Annotated in this window: 14 protein-coding genes; 7 read left to right on the forward strand and 7 right to left on the reverse strand. The window is 66.7% G+C overall.

The window, feature by feature from the left end; genetic code table 11:
* Nucleotides 1-122 precede the first annotated feature (122 nt).
* The 3 genes from mutL to AC3A4E_RS06195 are packed head-to-tail and all read left to right on the forward strand — an operon-like array spanning nucleotide 123 to nucleotide 3,965.
* Complete coding sequence (mutL, locus tag AC3A4E_RS06185; RefSeq protein WP_487632032.1) at nucleotides 123-1,901, forward strand: DNA mismatch repair endonuclease MutL; 1,779 nt, start codon at nucleotides 123-125, stop codon at nucleotides 1,899-1,901.
* A gap of 1 nt (nucleotide 1,902) precedes the next feature.
* Entirely contained in the window at nucleotides 1,903-2,850 is a 948-nt protein-coding gene (locus AC3A4E_RS06190; RefSeq protein ID WP_487630651.1) for a DUF1684 domain-containing protein, read from the forward strand.
* A 29-nt stretch (nucleotides 2,851-2,879) separates the two neighbouring features.
* Nucleotides 2,880-3,965, forward strand: a complete 1,086-nt coding sequence (locus tag AC3A4E_RS06195) for a TraB/GumN family protein (protein WP_487630652.1) — start codon at nucleotides 2,880-2,882, stop codon at nucleotides 3,963-3,965.
* A 12-nt stretch (nucleotides 3,966-3,977) separates the two neighbouring features.
* Here the strand turns inward: AC3A4E_RS06195 and rnfB are convergent, their stop codons facing one another.
* The 4 genes from rnfB to AC3A4E_RS06215 all read right to left on the reverse strand — a co-directional run bounded on the left by rnfB (nucleotide 3,978) and on the right by AC3A4E_RS06215 (nucleotide 10,426).
* On the reverse strand, nucleotides 3,978-4,391 hold the full coding sequence (gene rnfB, locus AC3A4E_RS06200; RefSeq protein WP_487630653.1) for an Rnf electron transport complex subunit RnfB: 414 nt from the start codon (nucleotides 4,389-4,391) through the stop codon (nucleotides 3,978-3,980).
* A 58-nt stretch (nucleotides 4,392-4,449) separates the two neighbouring features.
* A complete protein-coding gene (gene metG, locus AC3A4E_RS06205) occupies nucleotides 4,450-6,522 on the reverse strand; it encodes a methionine--tRNA ligase (protein WP_487630654.1) in 2,073 nt (690 codons plus the stop codon).
* 109 nt (nucleotides 6,523-6,631) lie between these two features.
* On the reverse strand, nucleotides 6,632-9,661 hold the full coding sequence (locus AC3A4E_RS06210; RefSeq protein WP_487630655.1) for a TonB-dependent receptor domain-containing protein: 3,030 nt from the start codon (nucleotides 9,659-9,661) through the stop codon (nucleotides 6,632-6,634).
* Nucleotides 9,662-9,994: 333 nt separating this feature from the next.
* Nucleotides 9,995-10,426: a DUF2147 domain-containing protein gene (locus AC3A4E_RS06215; protein WP_487632033.1), complete on the reverse strand. Its 432-nt coding sequence runs from the start codon at nucleotides 10,424-10,426 to the stop codon at nucleotides 9,995-9,997.
* Nucleotides 10,427-10,756: 330 nt separating this feature from the next.
* On the opposite strand from AC3A4E_RS06215, the gene apbC reads away from it, so the two are divergent.
* Both apbC and dcd read left to right on the forward strand, forming a co-directional pair.
* Entirely contained in the window at nucleotides 10,757-11,614 is an 858-nt protein-coding gene (gene apbC, locus AC3A4E_RS06220) for an iron-sulfur cluster carrier protein ApbC (RefSeq protein WP_487632034.1), read from the forward strand.
* Between the two features lie 82 nt (nucleotides 11,615-11,696).
* Nucleotides 11,697-12,269, forward strand: a complete 573-nt coding sequence (dcd, locus tag AC3A4E_RS06225; RefSeq protein WP_232117224.1) for a dCTP deaminase — start codon at nucleotides 11,697-11,699, stop codon at nucleotides 12,267-12,269.
* Nucleotides 12,270-12,497: 228 nt separating this feature from the next.
* Here the strand turns inward: dcd and AC3A4E_RS06230 are convergent, their stop codons facing one another.
* Nucleotides 12,498-12,914 carry an HIT domain-containing protein gene (locus AC3A4E_RS06230; RefSeq protein WP_487630656.1) on the reverse strand — a complete coding sequence of 139 codons (417 nt, stop codon included), beginning with the start codon at nucleotides 12,912-12,914 and terminating at the stop codon, nucleotides 12,498-12,500.
* Entirely contained in the window at nucleotides 12,911-13,600 is a 690-nt protein-coding gene (locus tag AC3A4E_RS06235; protein ID WP_487630657.1) for a dienelactone hydrolase family protein, read from the reverse strand. The genes AC3A4E_RS06230 and AC3A4E_RS06235 overlap by 4 nt, the downstream gene beginning before the upstream one ends.
* A gap of 175 nt (nucleotides 13,601-13,775) precedes the next feature.
* Here AC3A4E_RS06235 and rimO point away from each other — a divergent pair, with 175 nt between their 5' ends.
* Both rimO and AC3A4E_RS06245 read left to right on the forward strand, forming a co-directional pair.
* Entirely contained in the window at nucleotides 13,776-15,146 is a 1,371-nt protein-coding gene (gene rimO, locus AC3A4E_RS06240) for a 30S ribosomal protein S12 methylthiotransferase RimO (protein ID WP_487630658.1), read from the forward strand.
* Entirely contained in the window at nucleotides 15,143-15,538 is a 396-nt protein-coding gene (locus AC3A4E_RS06245; RefSeq protein WP_487630659.1) for a hypothetical protein, read from the forward strand. Before rimO ends, AC3A4E_RS06245 begins: the two co-directional genes overlap by 4 nt.
* Here AC3A4E_RS06245 and AC3A4E_RS06250 read toward each other — a convergent pair whose 3' ends face one another.
* Nucleotides 15,539-16,429, reverse strand: a complete 891-nt coding sequence (locus AC3A4E_RS06250) for a siderophore-interacting protein (RefSeq protein WP_487630660.1) — start codon at nucleotides 16,427-16,429, stop codon at nucleotides 15,539-15,541.
* Nucleotides 16,430-16,481: the final 52 nt, after the last annotated feature.

Consider the following 16,481-nt stretch of genomic DNA (forward strand, 5'->3'; position numbering starts at 1 on the left):
GCGCTTTGCGCGAGCCGCTATCATCACCACTGATTCCTGCCGCGACGTGCCGCGTCGCCGATGCCTCCGTGCCGATCCGCCAACTGCCCGACATCCTCGTCAACCAGATCGCCGCAGGCGAAGTGGTCGAACGCCCTGCGTCCGTGGTCAAGGAGCTGGTGGAGAACGCGCTCGACGCAGGCGCGCGCCGTGTCGACATCGACCTCGAGGAAGGCGGCGTCCGCCTGATCCGCATCCGCGATGACGGCGGTGGCATTCCACCCGATGAGCTGCCGCTGGCAGTGTCGCGCCACGCGACCAGCAAGATCGGCTCGCTCGACGATCTCGAAGCGGTCGCCACGCTCGGCTTTCGTGGTGAAGCGCTGCCTTCGATCGCGTCGGTGAGCCGCTTTTCGCTGATTTCGCGCCGCGAAGACGACGCGCACGGCTCGGTGCTGGAAGTCGAAGGCGGTCGCGTCGGCGAAGTCACCCCCAGGCCGCATCCGCGCGGGACGACGGTCGAGGTGCGCGATCTGTTCTACAACGTGCCGGCGCGACGCAAGTTCCTGCGCGCCGAACGCACCGAACTCGGGCATATCGAGGAGTGGTTGCGTGCGCTGGCGCTGGTGCGCCCGGATGTGGAACTGCGGGTCAGCCACAACGGCAAACCGTCGCGGCGCTACAAGGGCGACGAGGATCTGTTCTCCGGTGCGCGGCTGGTGGAGACGCTGGGCCGCGAGTTCGCCGACAGCGTGTTGCGCATCGAACACAGCGGCGCGGGTCTGCGGCTGCACGGCTGGATCGCACAGCCGTCTTACTCGCGTGCCAGCGCCGACCAGCAGTACCTGTACGTCAACGGTCGCGCGGTGCGTGACCGCAGCGTCGCGCATGCGGTCAAGCAGGCGTTCGCCGACGTGATGTACCACGGCCGCCAGCCGGCCTACGTGTTGTTCCTCGAACTCGACCCGACGCGCGTCGACGTCAACGTGCACCCCGCCAAGCACGAAGTGCGCTTTCGCGAGGCGCGCCTGATCCACGACTTCGTCTACCGCACGCTGCACCAGGCGCTGGCTGACACGCGTGCAGGGCAGGCGGGTCATTCATCGGCGGAGGCGGCGATGACGGGGTTCGCAGCCGCGCCGGTGTCTGCGGGCGCGTCGATGCCCGACTGGTCGCGGCCGATGCCGCAGCCGAATCTCGCGCTGCGCGTCGACGAAACGCGTGCGGCCTATGCGGGGCTCTACGGGCCGACGCCTGCGCAGATCGCATCGGGTGCCGAGACCTGGACGCCGTCGCCGATGGCACCCGACGCCGCAGTCGACGATGCCGGGACCCTGGTGCCGCCGCTCGGCTACGCGGTCGCACAGCTGCATGGCATCTACATCCTGAGCCAGGCCGCCGACGGCATGATCGTGGTCGACATGCACGCCGCGCACGAACGCATCGGCTACGAAAAGCTCAAGACCGCGCACGACGGCGAAGGCGTCCGCACGCAACCGCTGCTGGTACCGCAGACGGTCGCGGTGTCCGAGCGCGAAGCCGATGTCGCCGAGGCCGAAGCGGGGACGCTCGCCGACCTCGGGTTCGAGGTCTCGCGCGCCGGCATCCAGTCGCTGTTGCTGCGGGGCGTACCTGCATTGCTTGCGCAAGGCGACACCGAAGCGCTGCTGCGTGACGTGCTGACCGACCTGCGCGAGCACGGCGAAAGCCTGCGCGTGCGCTCGGCGCGCGACGAACTGCTGTCGACGATGGCCTGCCACGGCGCGGTACGCGCCAACCGGCGTCTGACGGTGCCTGAAATGAACGCCTTGTTGCGGCAGATGGAAGCCACCGAACGCTCCGGGCAATGCAATCATGGCCGTCCGACGTGGGCGCATTTTCCGCTCACCGAGATCGACCGCTGGTTCCTGCGAGGACGCTGACATGCTGCGATGGCGCCACTGCTGCACGATCGGACTGGTGGCGTTGCTGGCCGCCTGCGGCGAGACGTCCGCGCCCGAGGATCCGTCTGCGCGTGCCGACGCGGCGCGACTCGACGTGATGTTCTCGGCGCAGACCCGCGTCTGGCAGGACACGCGCCGCGCGGAACTGGTCGCGCCCGATGGCTGGCTGAGTCTGATCGGCCTGCATCGCATCGAACTGGAATCGCATTTCATCGGCAGCGGCGAGACGGCCGGCATCCGCCTGTCGATGGGCCCCGGCAAGCTCGGCCTGCTGCAATCCGACGACGGCGAGTATGCGTTCACGCCCGAGCGCGGCGTCGCGGTGACGCTCGACGGCGCGCCGGTGCGTGATCGCGTGTCGCTACAGACCGATGCAGATGCGGCACCCAGCGTGCTCGGTTTCGACTCGGGCAAGGGTGCGCTGACGATCATCGAACGTGGCGGCTCGGCATTCGTACGCGCGCGCCACGAAGACGCGCCCACGCGACGTCGCTTCACCGGTATCGGGTACTGGCCGACCGCGCGCGACTGGCAGGTCGATGCGGAGTTCGTGCCGGCGGCGGCCGGTGCGACGCTGCCGATCGCCAACATCCTGGGCATGGTCGAAGACACCCCGACGCCGGGCTCGGTCGCATTCGAACGCGACGGCACGCGCTACACGCTGCAGGCGATCGAGGGCGGCGACGGCACGCTGTTCCTGATCTTCGCCGACCGCACCAGCGGCCACGGCAGCTACAGCGCCGGACGTTATCTCGATGCACCTGCGCCGGGCACCGACGGCCGGCTGCAGATCGACTTCAACCGCGCCTACAACCCGCCGTGCGCATTCACCGCATTCGCGACGTGTCCGCTGCCGCCGGCCGGCAACCGGCTCGATCTCGCGATTCCCGCGGGCGAGAAGGTCTACGTACCTGCGACCACGGTATGACACCGAACTCCGAACAGGACCGCTCCCGCATGCGTCGATCCGCACCGATCCGTTTCTTCCGCGCGTGTGCCGTGCTGGTCTGCCTGTTCGCCGGCGGCGCGAGCCAGGCCGAACTGCCGCCACTGGAAGCGCCCGCGATCCTGCTGTCGCCGGTCGTCGTGCCGGCCGACGGTCTGCAGGAGACACCGGCCATCGGCTACGGCGCGCTGGCACCGGCGCCGGTACCGCTGTTGTGGCGGGTCAGCGGCGAGCATGGCGCGTTGTATCTGCTGGGCTCCTTCCATTTCCTGACGCCAGCGGATTACCCGCTGTCGGAGGACGTCGCGCGCGTCGTGTCCGGCGCTGGCGAAGTCGTGTTCGAGCTCGCGCCCGAAGAACTGCATTCGCCGACGCTGGGCCTGCAGATGATGCAGGCGGGCCTGCGCAACGATGGCAGCCAGCTCGACGACGAGATTCCGGCACAGACCGCGACGCAACTGCGCGCATGGGCCGACACGAATGCAGCATCGCTGCAGGGCGCAGGCGGCGCATCGAACCTGCAGCTGTTCGAGCCCTGGTTCGTGTCGCTGCTGGTGACGACCACTGAACTCGGCCGCTTCGGCCTCGAGGCGAAGCTGGGCATGGATGCGCAACTCGCGCGTCAGGCCCAGGCCGCCGGCACGCCGACTGCCGGTCTGGAATCCGCGCAGCAGCAGATCGAACTGCTCGACGGCATGGGCCGCGTCGAGCAGACGCAGATGCTGCAGGAAGCGCTGGAGCAGGCGGGCGCGGGCGCCGAATCGATCCAGGCCCTGCACGAGACCTGGCGCGCCGGCAACGCGGACGCGCTGTGGCAGGAGATGGGCCTCGACATGCAGGCGCGTTTCCCCGCGCTCTACGCGCGCATCAATACCGAGCGCAACGACGCCTGGCTGCCCAAGCTCGAACAGATGTTGCAGCAGCAGGGCGACATCCTCGTCGTCGTCGGCGCACTGCATCTCGTCGGGCCTGACGGTGTCGTCGAGAAGCTCGCGGCGAAGGGGTACGCGGTCGAGCGCGTGTGTTCGACCTGCGCGCCGACCGATGCGACGCTGCCTGCGACACCTGCATCGGTGCAGCCCGAACAAGGCACCTGACGTGCCGGCCGTCTAGGCGGCCGCGACCATCTCGATGCAGTCCACCGGACACGCCGGCACGCAGAGTTCGCAACCGGTGCAGGCATCGACGAGCACGGTGTGCATCAGCTTCGAACCGCCGACGATCGCGTCGACCGGGCAGGCCTGGATGCACTTGGTGCAGCCGATGCAGTCGGCTTCGATGACCAGCGCGACCGGCGGCAGTGCATGGTGCTCGCCGCGCTCGCGGTCGAACGGCAGCGCGATGGTCTCGAGTGCGCGGGCGAGCGCGCGCGCGCCGGCATCGCCGCCGGGCGGACACCGGTCCACGTCGGCCTCGCCGCGCGCCATCGCGTCGGCGTAGGGGCGACAGCCGTCGAAACCGCACTGGCCGCACTGGGTCTGCGGCAGCAGGCGGTCGAGACGTTCGACGAGAGACGGCGGCATGCGTGGCGTTCGGCTGGGCGTGCGGGCTGGGCAGGGATCGCGGCGATGCCGCGCCGGCTCAGCGGACCGGCATGCCCGGCTGCGCGGCGGCGTCGGCATCCAGCAATGCGAGCGCACCACCATCGAAACCGGCCGACAGGATCATCCCTTCGCTGATGCCGAAGCGCATCTTGCGCGGCGCGAGATTGGCGATGAACACCACGTTGCGCCCGACGAGCACGTCCGGCTCGCCGTAGCTCGCGCGGATGCCGGAGAAGATCTGACGCGTGCCGAGATCGCCGGCGTCGAGTTCGAAGCGCAGCAGCTTGTCCGAACCTTCGACGAACTCGCAGGCGACGACCTTGCCGATGCGCAGATCGAGCTTCGCGAAATCGTCGATCGAGATGTGCGCCGGCGCATCCGCGTCAGCGGCCTTCGCGGGCGTCGTGACAGGTGCTTCGACCGGCTTCTTCACCGCGGCGGGCGCGGCCGGTGCGGCGGCGAGGGTGTCCTTGGAAGCGTCCGTCATGGCGTCGATCTGCTTGGAGTCGATTCGGGTGAAGAGCGGGGCATAGGGTTGGATGACGTGGCCGAGCAGCGGCGCGTCGAGCGCGGCCCACGTGTCGGCCGGTGCGGCGAAGAACGCATCGACGTCGCGCGACACACGCGGCAGCACCGGCCGCAGCGCCGTCGCCAGTACGCGGAACAGGTTCAGACCCTGCGTGCAGACCGCCTGCAGTTCGGCATCGCTGCCATCCTGCTTGGCGATCACCCACGGCTTGCGGTCGTCGATGTAGCGGTTGGCCTCGTCGGCCAGTGCCATGACCTGACGCAGCACACTGGCCGGCTCGTTGCGCGCATAGGATTCGCGGATCGGCGCCAACGCCTCGACGAAGCGCGCATAGGTTTCCGGCTCCGGCAACGCATCGCCCAGACGGCCCTCGAAGCGCTTGCCGATGAAGCCGGCACAGCGGCTGGCGAGGTTGACCAGCTTGCCGACGACGTCGCTGTTCACGCGCGCGATGAAATCGCCGAGATTGAGGTCGAGGTCGTCGACACCGCCCGAGGATTTCGCGGCGAAGTAGTAGCGCAGCGCCTCGGGATCCAAGCCCTGGTCGAGATACGTACGCGCCATGACGAAGGTGCCGCGCGACTTCGACATCTTCGCGCCATCGACGGTCAGATAGCCGTTGACGTGCAGGCGCGTCGGCGCGCGCAGACCGGCGCCGTGCAGCATCGCCGGCCAGAACAGGCCGTGGAAATTGACGATGTCCTTGCCGATGAAGTGGTGCAGTTCGGCACCGCCTTCGGGTGCGAGCCAGGAATCGAAGTCCAGACCTTCGCGTGCGCACAGCGCCTTGAAGCTGCTGAGATAGCCGATCGGCGCGTCCAGCCAGACGTAGAAGAACTTGCCCGGGTGACCCGGAATCTCGAAGCCGAAGTAGGGCGCATCGCGGGAGATATCCCAGGCGCGCAGGCCGCCTTCGCCGTCGAGCCATTCGGCCAGCTTCGCCTTGACGCCCGACACGGCGACATCGCCCGCCAGCCACTTGCGCAGGAAGGCTTCGAAATGGCCGAGCTCGAAGAAGAAGTGCTCCGACTCGCGCACTTCCGGCGTCGCGCCGCTGACCACCGAGACCGGATCGATCAGGTCGCTCGGGGAATAGGTGGCGCCGCAGTTTTCGCAGTTGTCACCGTACTGGTCCGGCGTGCCGCATTTCGGGCAAATGCCCTTGACGTAGCGGTCCGGCAGAAACATGCCGCGCACAGGATCGAACAGCTGCGCGACATCACGCCGCGCGATGTGACCGCCCGCATCGAGACGCGCGTAGATCGTTTCGACCATCGTGCGGTTGCCCGCAGAATGGGTCGAGTCGTAGTGATCGAAGTCCACGCCGAACGCTGCGAAATCGCGCTCGTGCCCGACCTGGATATCCGCGATGAAGGCTTCAGGCGTCGTCCTCGCCTTTTCGGCCGCCAGCATGATCGGCGTGCCGTGCGTATCGTCCGCACAGACGAACCGCGCCATATCTCCGTCCATGCGCCGCGCCCGCACCCAGATGTCGGCCTGGATATAGCCGACCAGGTGGCCGAGGTGCAGCGGCCCGTTGGCATAGGGCAGGGCAGTGGTGACGAGCAGCGTGCGCGACATGGGGCGGGGCTTGAAGGAGCAGGCGGAGCGGGATTATCGCATGTGCGCTTGCCGTCAAAAAAAGAGCCCGGCCGAAGCCGGGCTCTTTCATGCAGCAGTTACAGGTTCATCAGAACTTGTAGGTGGCGCCCAGATACACGAAGCGACCCACACTGTCATAGAACGCAGAGCTGATGTCCGCGCCGAAGTAGTTCGCCGGCGGATCCTTGTCGAACAGGTTGTCGGCGCCGATGTACACCTTGATGCCCGAATCCGGGAAGGTATAGCCGACCTGCGCGTTGTGATAGACGTACGAACCGTTGCGGATCGGGTTGGCCTGGCCCGGATTGCTCTGGTAGGAGGCCGGCTCCACGCGCAGGTTGTGGTGCATGTAGCGCATCGTCCACGACGCGTCCCAATCGTCGCGGTTGTAGGCAGCTTCCAGATTCGCGCGGTAACGCGGATCGCTGACGGACGTGACCCACTCCTTGAACTCGTTCGGGAAGTCCTGGAAGGCCCACTCGCGCGACTGGATCAGGCGGGTGCCAACCAGGCGCGTGACAGCATTGCCGCCTGCCAGGTCGAAACGGTAATCGACCTCGAAATCGACGCCGACGCGACGCGACTTGGCGAGGTTCTCGTTCAACGCGGTCCAGTTGTAGATGCTGTAGCTCGGGAAGGCACGACCCTGGGGGTCGTTGTAGCCGCCAACCGGCGCACGGAGGATCTGGTCGCAGAAGATGTTATTGGTCACGCCGCCGGGCGAATCGACGCAGCGCGTCGCATTGGTCTGCGCGCTGACCGCACCGATTGCGTCATGCAGCGTGATGCGCCAGTAGTCGATCGAGACACCCAGACCCTTGACGAACTCGGGCTGCCACACAAGGCCGAACGAGACCGTGTCGGCTTCTTCCGGGTTGAGGTCCGGATTGCCGCCGCTCACGCCCGGACGGTTGGCGGAGTACTCATCTTCCCAGTTTGCAGGAACGCCGAGCGCTGCGCAGTTAGCCTGGCGAAGCGCGACATCGGCTGCCGTGGACGGGCGGTTCGGGTTGGTGATGCGTGTGTTGCAAGGATCGTTGATGACCGCAAAGTTCTGCGACTGCGGATTGAACAACTCGCCGATGCCGGGTGCACGTACGGCCTTGGCCGTGGTGCCGCGGAGGCGGAGGGACGGGATGATCTGCCAGTCAAGACCGACATTCCAGGTCGTCGTCGTACCGATCGTGCTGTAGTCCGAATAACGGCCAGCGAGGTCAAGCGACAGGCGCTCGACGCCAGGCAGATCGGCGAGCAACGGAATCGTGGTTTCCGCAAAGACGTCAGTGACGTCGTAGCGGCCGCCACGGCTGGAAATCGCGTTGAGGAAGGTCAGGCCGAGAGCAGACAGCGCGTCGGTGTTTTCCTGGCTCTCTTCACGGCGATGCTCGATACCACCTGCAAAACCGACATTGCCGGCGGGGAGCGAGAACAGCGCGTTGTTGGCGACCGAGGCGCTGTAGACCGTCTGCTTGAGCTTCGAGGAATTCAGCGAATTGGTGTTGAACCACGCGGCCGCTGCCGGATTCGCGGCCACAGCACCATCACCGAAGACCGAGAACGGCACGCAGCCCTGGACCAGTGCAGCGTTGTAGCGCTGACCGGTGTGGACGTTGATGGCATTGGGGTCGAGCGTGGAGCGGCACACGATGTTGCCCGTCGCAGGATCGCGCACGGCATCAAGACCTGCATGCCAACGCTCGTTGATGCGGTTGTTGAGGTTGATGCGTGAAATCGTCGACTCGCCGAAGTTGACCGAGGTCTCATAGCTCCAGTCTTCGCCGAGGAAGCCTTCCAGGCCCACCACGATGCGCTTGGTGTCACGATCGACGCGCTCACCGCGGCGGCCTGCATCCACGTTCATGCGATTGACGTTCAGGACGCGGTAGGAGCCCGGAGTGCCCGGAACCGGCGTTCCGAAGGTGACGGTGCTCAATGCAGTCGGATTCGCGCCAAGGAACGCAGCCAGCTCCGGCGAGATGAACGCGTTGTCCGGACGGACACGGATGGACTGGTCGAATGCCGACTGGCCGAAGAAGTGTGATTCGGTCTTGCTGTACTTCGCCTCGGCGAAGACGTTGTGGTCGTCGCTCAGCGCGAAGTTGAACATCGCGTTGACGCTCGTGCGATTGAATTCGGGCTCAAGGTCTGCAAGGGCGTTGAGATCGGTGAATTCGCAGTCGATACAGGAGTTGGCATTGAGCCAGCCGCCGTAGGTGTTGCGGACGAAGCTGCCATCAGGCAGGAAGCGGTAGCGCTGCGTCGGATTCGCCGGGTTGAAGGCGCCGACGTTGAAAGTGCCACCGTAGGACAGCGAATGATTGCCGCCCGGGCCGTCCAGGATCGTCTGCGGATTGGCCTCGCTCGACGGCTGGCTCGGATCGAAATTGGGATTGGGACGCGAAACCAGATAGCGGCGGCCGATTTCCCGGCTTGTGCGGCTGAAGCGGTCCTGCTCGCTGCGCTCAACCGAGATTGCCGCGTTACCACGGCCATCGGCGAACTCGCCGCCCGCGGAGACGCTGGCAAACGCGCGACCGAAGCCGCCTTCGCCCGCTGCACCACGCTGGGCGCGCATCTCGACACCGTCGAACGACTTCTTGGTGATGAAGTTGACGACACCTGCCACGGCGTCGGCGCCGTAGACTGCGGACGCACCGCCCGTGATCACTTCAACGCGCTCGATCCACTCCACGGGAATGGTATTGACGTCGACAGCGGTGGAGCCCGGCGTGGCGCCTACGTGGCGGCGACCGTTGACCAGAACCAGCGTGCGCGACGTACCCATGCCGCGCAGGTCCAGCAGACCCAGACCGGCAGTACCGATGAAGCGGGTCGAGTTGCCGAGTGTGTAGTTCGGGCTCAGAGCCGGCATCTTGGTCATCAGATCGGCGATGGTGACGGCGCCGGTGGCGCGGATCTCTTCAGCAGAGATCGCGGTGACCGGCGACGGCGTTACGAAACCTTCGCGCGCGATGCGCGAGCCAGTAACGTTGACGCGATCAAGCGTCTGCGTGTCGGTCGGCGCGGTGTTTTCCTGCGCGTGTGCAGCGGTCGCTGCGGTAGCAAGAAGCGTGGTGGCGATCGCCGCATAGAGCGGCGAGATCTTGTTCACAATCATTGACATCCCCATTGATGAAAAACCGCAAGCCGCCCAATTCCTTCCGGCTTGCAAACATCTGCTTAACGCAGGTTTAACCTATTTGCCATAAGGAAGTAACAAGTGCAAGTCTTTTTGCGCCTGCTTCCGATCAAATCCGGCGAAATCGCCGCGGGGAATGTGGTGCGGTCAAACGTGCAGCCCTACGGACGCACGAGCGTGTTGCGACGCAGCATAATTTTGCGCCATTCGTTTCAGGATCAATAGCTTGGCCCCCTCGCATGAAGCCGTGGACGTGCGTCGCGGTTCCGACGCCGTCGGTGGCGACCGGAACCGCGGCCGATGGAGGCGTGCTTACTCTCGCTGCCAGATCTGTTCGCGACAGATGAAGGCGATGCAGCCCGACACGCCCAGGCGGTTGGGGTCGATCAGCTTGGCTTTGGACCTGTAGGTCTTGCCATTGGCCGGATCAAGGATGGTGCCGCCGGACCACTCGCTACCTGCCGGTCTGAGATCCCACAGGATCGTCATCCCGGTGATGGGCTGATTGCGACGTTCGCCACTGCACTTGTCACAGGTGGGATTGGGACCCCGGTCGGATTGCAGCACCCGAGCGACACGGCCACTGAGCGTACCGTTGGCTGCCTGGCTGATTTCAACGATCGACTTCACACTGCCGGTCTCGTCGTCGATCGTCTTCCACCGTCCGACCGGCGACTGCGCTGCCGCAGCCATCGATGCAAGCAGGAGCGGCAACGCGGCCAGCGTGCTCAGGCGCATTCTCATATTGTTCAACACTTTGGTCTTCTCCTTTCACGTCATGCGACTGGCAAATGCCCGCATGGATCGACGTTGTTATAGCCGATCGGCCGGACGCTGTGAGGCGCGGTGCAGCGACCTTCGGTCGTCGGGATCTGGCCAGCCCTGGCCGGCACGCAGGGGGCTCAGCTCGTGCGTGCGGAACCCGGCCGGCACTCCGGCATCGGGCCGATCTGGAGATGGAGGTCGAAGGCGCCTGTCCATCGGGCGTCTGGATGCCTGAGTGACTGGACTTCGCTTGGTGCCCGTATCTTTGGCGAGGATGTGACAATGGAACGCCTAGGTCCGGTCGTTGTCATGCACACGCATCCCGTTGTTCCACGTTCCGTTCAAGGTGCACTGTCGCCACTCCCCCGCATCCGCAACATCATCGCCATCGGCTCCGGCAAGGGCGGCGTCGGCAAGTCGACCACTGCGGTGAACCTCGCGCTTGCGCTCGCGGCTGATGGCGCGCGGGTCGGGGTGCTGGATGCCGATGTGTACGGGCCAAGCATCCCGATGATGCTCGGGCTTTCAGGCAAGCCGGACAGTCCGGATGGCAAGTCGATCCTGCCGATGCGGGCGCATGGCATCGAGGCGATGTCGATCGGGCTGCTGGTCGATCAGGACACGCCGATGATCTGGCGCGGGCCGATGGCGACATCGGCATTGACGCAGCTGCTCAACGACACGCTATGGGGGGGCGACGAGGCGCTCGACTATCTGCTGGTCGATCTGCCGCCTGGCACGGGTGACATCCAGCTCACGCTGGCGCAGAAGATTCCGGTGGCCGGCGCGGTGATTGTGACCACGCCGCAGGATGTGGCGACGCTCGATGCGCGCAAGGCGCTCAAAATGTTCGAGAAGGTCGAGGTCGCGGTGCTCGGGCTGGTCGAGAACATGGCCCAGCACGTGTGCTCGAACTGCGGGCATGTCGAGCATCTGTTCGGCGACGGCGGTGGCCAGCGCATGGCGACGCAGTACGGCGTGCCGCTGCTGGGTTCGCTGCCGCTGGAGATCGGCATCCGCGCGCAGGGCGATGTCGGCGTGCCGATCGTCGTGGCGGCGCCGGATTCGCCTGCCGCGCAGGCCTATCGCGCCACGGCGCGGCGGCTGGTGGCGGAACTCGAGAAGCGGCCGCGGGCGCCGATGTCGATTTCCGCGTCGCTGGTCTGACACCGCGGCGGTGGCGGGGTGACGCAGGCGGGCTGGGCGGCGACAATGCGCGTCCAGGCCGCCGCGCCGCAGGAACCCCACGATGAGCATCAAGAGCGACCGCTGGATCCGCCGCATGTCCGAGCAGGGCATGATCGAGCCCTTCGAGCCGGGCCAGGTGAAACAGGACCCCGCCGGCCAGCGCATCGTCAGCTACGGCACGTCGAGCTACGGCTACGACGTGCGTTGCTCGCGCGAGTTCAAGATCTTCACCAACATCAATTCGACGATCGTCGATCCGAAGCACTTCGATCCCGGCAGCTTCGTCGACATCGAGGCGGACGAATGCATCATTCCGCCGAATTCGTTCGCGCTGGCGCGCACGGTCGAGTACTTCCGCATCCCGCGTGACACGCTGGTGGTGTGCCTGGGCAAGAGTACGTACGCGCGTTGCGGGATCATCGTCAACGTGACGCCGCTCGAGCCGGAATGGGAAGGGCACGTCACGCTGGAATTCAGCAATACGACACCGCTGCCGGCGCGCATCTACGCCAACGAAGGTGTCGCCCAGATGCTGTTCTTCCAGTCCGATGCCGACGACGTGTGCGAGACCTCGTACAAGGATCGCGGCGGCAAGTACCAGGGCCAGCGCGGCGTCACCTTGCCTCGGACCTGAGCCAACGGACCTCACGAACGGGCGTATCCCGCTCTGGGCACAAGCGAGTGGGCGGTGTGGCTGACCGCCGTTGATCGTGGGTCAGCGCCTGCCGCTCTGGATGTCGCGCGTGCTCCGCATGTGTCGGGTTGGATGCCGGTCCGGGCAGATCTGAGTACTGCCCGCTCGCCTACACATGCGGGCGTGTGCGCCGGTCGAAGCGGTTGCCGAGTCGCGACCGGCAGTAGTTCAGTCCGGCAATGCGGCCTGCAACTGACCGATGCGTTCCACGAGCTGTTCGGGCGTGTAGGGCCGCGCGGCGACACGGCCCCAGACCGGTGCCGGCCACGCGGGATCATCCTGTTCGCGGCCGATCACATGCACATGCAGCTGCTCGACCATGTTGCCGAGCGCGGCGATGTTGAGCTTGTAGGGCCGGAACGCATCGCGCAGCAGGCGCGCAGCGATGTCGATCTCGTCGGTCAGCTTGCGACGCTGGTCGGCATCGAGATCGATCATCTCGCGCGCGCTGGCGATGCGCGGCACTAGCACCAGCCACGGATAGTTGGCGTCGTCCATCAGCCGCAGCTCGCACAGCGTGAGCGTCGTCAGCGGGTGGGTGTCGTCGGCCAGCTGCGGATGCAGCGCGAAGGCGGTGTGGGTCATGGCGTCGCGTCCTGCCGCAGGGCGGCGTCGAGGAAGGCGAGGGTGGCGCGGCGTGCGGCGGCTGCGCTGGCTGCGTGATAGTGATCGGGGTCGACATCGCGGTTGAAGCCGTGCCCGCCCGGATGCACCAGCAACTCGGCGTCGGGCTGGGCGCTGCGATGGCGCTCGATGTCCTCGGGCGAGATCGCGGAATCTTCGGTGCCGAACTGGAACAGCATCGGTGCCTGCAGCGGTTCGTCGAGGAACGGCACGGTGCGCGCGCCGTAATAGCTGACCGCGGGCAGCGCCAGGCGCGTATTGGCGAGAAAGGCCAGCGTGCCGCCCCAGCAGAAGCCGACCACACCGATGCGGCGATGGCCTTCGGTCTGCAGCGCGCCGCGGCAGCTGCGGAGGATGCCGACGGCACGTTCGGTGCCCAGCGCTTCAACGAGTTCGCGGCCGCGCGCGAAGCCTTCGGCGTCGTAGGCGAGTTCGACATGGCGCGCGACCGGGTCGAACAGTGCCGGCGCCAGCGCCACGTAGCCCGCGGCCGCGTAGCCATCGGCGACGCTGCGGATATGCGCGTTGACGCCGAAGATCTCCTGGATCACGACGACCGCGCCGAGCGCGGCAGCGCCGTGGGGCGGATCCGCGCGCCAGGCGTTCACCGGTCCGGAGGGCGTGGCGAGGATGACGTCCCGGCCCATGGGGGAATCCCTGTTCAGGTGGCGCCCCGAGTCTAACCGAGTCGCGAACGGCGAATCCGTGCGGCCGGTCCACAGGCGGGCCGGCGGTATACTGCGCGGCCATCGCGCGCGGGCGTCACGCCGCGCGAGCGCGATCCCAGCCGCCCTCGGCGGCCATCTCCAAGCCACGGTTCCCATGTCCGCAGCCAATCCCAAGGTCGGGTTCGTCAGCCTCGGCTGTCCGAAAGCCCTCGTCGATTCCGAACGCATCCTCACCCAGCTCCGCGTCGAGGGGTACGACATCGTCCAGACCTACGACGATGCCGACGTCGTCGTCGTCAACACCTGCGGCTTCATCGATTCGGCGGTGACCGAATCGCTGGACGCGATCGGCGAGGCCATCGCCGAGAACGGCAAGGTCATCGTGACCGGCTGCCTGGGCAAGCGCGAAGAGGTGATCCGCGAGGCGCATCCGGGCGTGCTGTCGATCAGCGGCCCGCAGGATTACGGTTCGGTGATGCGTGCGGTGCACTCGGCAGCGCCGCAGTCGCACAATCCCTTCCTCGATCTGGTGCCGCGCCGCGCGGCGCTCGACGACATCGGCATCAAGCTGACGCCCAAGCACTACGCGTATCTGAAGATTTCCGAAGGCTGCAACCACCGCTGCAGCTTCTGCATCATTCCGTCGATGCGCGGCGATCTGGTTTCGCGCCCGGTCGACGACGTGTTGCGCGAAGCCGAGAAGCTGGTGCGCGGCGGCGTGCGCGAACTGCTGGTGATCTCGCAGGACACTTCTGCCTATGGCGTCGACGTGCGTTACGCCGAGCGCACCTGGCGCGAGCGCCAGTACGCCACGCGCATGAAGGCGTTGTGCGAAGGGCTGTCCGAACTCGGCGTGTGGACGCGCCTGCATTATGTGTACCCGTATCCGCACGTCGACGACATCATTCCGCTGATGACCGAGCGCCACGCCGACGGCATGCCGAAACTGCTGCCGTATCTCGACGTGCCGCTGCAGCACGCCAGCCCGCGCATCCTGAAACTCATGAAACGTCCGGGCGCGATCGACAAGACCCGTGAGCGCATCGCGCGCTGGCGCGAGATCTGTCCGGAGCTGACGATCCGCAGCACCTTCATCGTCGGGTTCCCCGGCGAGACCGAGGACGACTTCCAGCAGCTGCTCGACTTCCTCGACGAAGCCCAGCTCGACCGCGTCGGCGCGTTCGCCTACTCGCCGGTCACTGGCGCGACCGCCAATGCACTGCCTGATGCGGTGCCCGAGGAAGTGAAGCAGGAGCGCCTCGCGCGCTTCATGGAGAAGCAGGCGGAGATCTCGACGGCGCGGCTCGAGGCCAAGGTCGGCACGGTGCAGATGTGCATCGTCGACATGGTCGACGGCGATCTCGCGATCGCACGTTCGATGGGCGATGCGCCCGAGATCGACGGCGTGGTGCAGATCCAGGACGGGCGCGAGGCCGACCTGCAGCCCGGCGATTTCGTCGATGTCGCGATCATGGGCAGCGACGAACACGATCTCTATGGCGAGGTCGCCGAGGTGCTGGCGTGATCCGCCGCGCGGTGCTGCTGGCCATCGCGCTGCTCGCTGCGGGTGCGGTACACGCCGCCGACGGGCTCAGCGGGACCTATCAGCCGGCGGACGCGGGAGGGGAAGCATTCCCGGCCGAGGCGCAACTGGTGGTGCGCGCCGAAGGCCGCGGCTGGCTGGCGATGTTCCGCGGCGAAGGGCTGGCTTTGTTGCCTCTGACCGGGTTGGAACAGGCCGGCCTGTTTCCCGGCGTCGGCAGCGAGGCGCGACTGCAGTGCGCCTATTCGCAGGCATTCCTGTTGTGCCGCGTCGCCCCGGGAACGGAGTTCCCGGACAAGAACTTCACGTCGACGACCGGCTACTTCACCGCGATGTCCGACGACCGGATCTTCGAGATGCGGCGCGTCGACTGATCAGTCCAGCGCGCGGCCCAGCCGCCAGTAGCCCATGCAGGCCACCGCACGTCGATCGATGTCGAGTGCGCCGATGAGGTGACGCCGCATCGCCATTGCCGCAGCGGATTCGCAGGCGATCCATGCGTGGAAGCCATGGTCGCCCGCGGCGCTGCGTTCCCACAGGATCCCGGTATCGGGATCGATGTCGAGCCGGGCGGATGCGTCATCCGGCGCATGGATGGCGGGCATCAACCGGTGCAGCGCCGCCTGCAGCCGAGCACCGTGCGCGTGTTCGCCGCGCGGCAGCCAGTGGATCGCCGCGCCCACTGGCGCGCGCAGGTCGAGCTGGTCTGCGGTGTGCGGAACTTCGAGTAGAGCGACGACGCGTGGCGGATCGGGCGCCAGCGCCAGCTGTTCGAGGATGCCGGCGATCGCAGGCAACGCGGTTTCGTCACCGACCAGCAACACCTGGCGCAGCCCCGGGGGTGGTCGCCACTCGAAGCCGTCGGGCGCGCCGTCGAAATCCGCGTCGGGCGCCAGCATCACCAGTGCATCACCAGTACCGGCACGCAGGGCCCAGGCCGAGGCCGGACCGTTGTCGCCATGCAGGACGAAGTCCACATCGACTTCGCCCTTGTCGGCGCGCAGCGCGCGGATCGTATAGGTGCGCATCGGCGGTCGCGAGTCTGCCGGCATCGCGCGGTACTGCGCGTACCAGTCGTCGCCGTCCGGCAGGGCGGGCATCGTGTCGCCGTCCAACGGGAAGAACAGCTTCACCCGCTGGTCGGGTGCATGCGTGGCCATGCCGGCGACGGACGCGCCGTGCAGGGTGAAGCGGACGAAGCCCGGCGAGAGCGGGGTGCGGCGCAGGACGTGGAGCGGGAACTTGCGGTACGAGGCACGGGACATGCAGCGGATCCGGACATGCGCGGAGCGCGGGAAGGATTGGCTGCGTCGACCG

It is taken from the genome of Luteimonas sp. Soil_N_1, from assembly GCF_057656255.1.

Bases quoted from the DNA above. Each gene is read 5' to 3' on its own strand.
- AC3A4E_RS06190 (WP_487630651.1), top strand. From the start codon at position 1,903: ATGCTGCGATGGCGCCACTGCTGCACGATCGGACTGGTGGCGTTGCTG.
- AC3A4E_RS06195 (WP_487630652.1), top strand. From the start codon at position 2,880: ATGCGTCGATCCGCACCGATCCGTTTCTTCCGCGCGTGTGCCGTGCTG.
- rnfB (WP_487630653.1), bottom strand. From the start codon at position 4,391: ATGCCGCCGTCTCTCGTCGAACGTCTCGACCGCCTGCTGCCGCAGACC.
- metG (WP_487630654.1), bottom strand. From the start codon at position 6,522: ATGTCGCGCACGCTGCTCGTCACCACTGCCCTGCCCTATGCCAACGGG.
- AC3A4E_RS06210 (WP_487630655.1), bottom strand. From the start codon at position 9,661: ATGATTGTGAACAAGATCTCGCCGCTCTATGCGGCGATCGCCACCACG.
- AC3A4E_RS06215 (WP_487632033.1), bottom strand. From the start codon at position 10,426: ATGAGAATGCGCCTGAGCACGCTGGCCGCGTTGCCGCTCCTGCTTGCA.
- apbC (WP_487632034.1), top strand. From the start codon at position 10,757: ATGCACACGCATCCCGTTGTTCCACGTTCCGTTCAAGGTGCACTGTCG.
- dcd (WP_232117224.1), top strand. From the start codon at position 11,697: ATGAGCATCAAGAGCGACCGCTGGATCCGCCGCATGTCCGAGCAGGGC.
- AC3A4E_RS06230 (WP_487630656.1), bottom strand. From the start codon at position 12,914: ATGACCCACACCGCCTTCGCGCTGCATCCGCAGCTGGCCGACGACACC.
- AC3A4E_RS06235 (WP_487630657.1), bottom strand. From the start codon at position 13,600: ATGGGCCGGGACGTCATCCTCGCCACGCCCTCCGGACCGGTGAACGCC.
- rimO (WP_487630658.1), top strand. From the start codon at position 13,776: ATGTCCGCAGCCAATCCCAAGGTCGGGTTCGTCAGCCTCGGCTGTCCG.
- AC3A4E_RS06250 (WP_487630660.1), bottom strand. From the start codon at position 16,429: ATGTCCCGTGCCTCGTACCGCAAGTTCCCGCTCCACGTCCTGCGCCGC.